Genomic DNA, 1,221 nt, shown 5'->3' on the forward strand with positions numbered 1-1,221 from the left:
GCGGGGGGTGCCGCGAGACCTCCCCCCCGCGGGTGGGGCGTCGCGCGCGGCGGGCATCGCGCGGTACGGAGCGTGCGGTACGGAGCGTGCGCGGTCAGTTCATCGGAGTGATGAGGGAGCGCAGGAACGGCAGGTCCACGTCTTCGAGCGAGCGCACGATGGTCCGGCCGGGGGCGGGCGCGATCCGGCCGACCGAGGGGATGGCGACGACCCGGCAGCCCGCGGCCTCGGCGGAGGCCACACCGGTGGCGGTGTCCTCGATGACGGCGCAGCGCGAGGGGTGTGCGCCCAGGGCGCGGGCGGCCATGAGGTACGGGTCGGGGTGCGGCTTGGTGCGCGGGACCTCGTCGCCGGCGACCGTCAGGTGGAAGCGGTCGCGGCCGAGGGTGAGCAGGACCTGGTCGATGACCCGCCGGTGGGAGGCCGAGACGAGGGCGGTGGGCACGTTGTGCCGGGCCAGCTCCGACAGCAGCCGTTCGGCGCCCGGCATGAGGGGCACCTGGTCGGCGATGCGGGCTTCGAACCGCTCGTTGAGGAGGACGGTGAGTTCGGCGAGGCCGATGGCGGCGCCGGTGGATTCGATGAGGAATCCGGCGCTGCGGGTCATGGGGCCGCCGACGACCACGTCGCGCCAGGACTCGTCGAGGCGGTGTCCGAGTTCGCCGAAGACGTCGACCTCGATCTCCCACCAGAACCCCTCGGTGTCGACGAGGGTGCCGTCCATGTCGAGCAGCACCGCCTGCAGGGCATGTCCGTCGGCCGTACGGGCGACGGGGGCGGGAACCGTGCTCGTCATGCGCGCACCTCTCTGAAGGTCCTGAGGGACGACAAGGCCGGTCACCTCACCTCCGGGGGCATGCCCGGAGGAACAGGTGACCGGCCTGTATGGGACCGACTAGTGTACGCCGGTCCGTGTCAGCGTGCGTTGAAATACTTCGCCTGCGGGTGGTGGATGACGATGGCGTCGGTGGACTGCTCGGGGTGGAGCTGGAACTCCTCGGAGAGGTGGACGCCGATCCGTTCGGGCTGGAGGAGGTCGGCGATCTTCGCGCGGTCCTCCAGGTCGGGGCAGGCTCCGTAGCCGAGGGAGAAGCGGGCCCCCCGGTACTTGAGGTCGAACATGTCCTGGACCTGGGCGGGGTCCTCGCCGGCGAAGCCGAGCTCGGCGCGCACGCGTGCGTGCCAGTACTCGGCCATGGCCTCGGCGAGCTGCACGGACAG

Annotated in this window: 2 protein-coding genes; both read right to left on the reverse strand. The window is 71.8% G+C overall.

From position 1 onward, the window contains the following. Nucleotides 1-94: 94 nt before the first annotated feature. Entirely contained in the window at nucleotides 95-796 is a 702-nt protein-coding gene (locus ACFXDJ_RS17360) for an HAD family hydrolase (RefSeq protein ID WP_384659929.1), read from the reverse strand. 119 nt (nucleotides 797-915) lie between these two features. Then, on the reverse strand, nucleotides 916-1,221 hold a 306-nt coding region (locus ACFXDJ_RS17365), incomplete at its 5' end, for a vitamin B12 dependent-methionine synthase activation domain-containing protein (protein WP_384849425.1).

Source organism: Streptomyces sp. NPDC059443, from assembly GCF_042750105.1.
Taxonomy (GTDB): Bacteria; Actinomycetota; Actinomycetes; order Streptomycetales; family Streptomycetaceae; genus Streptomyces.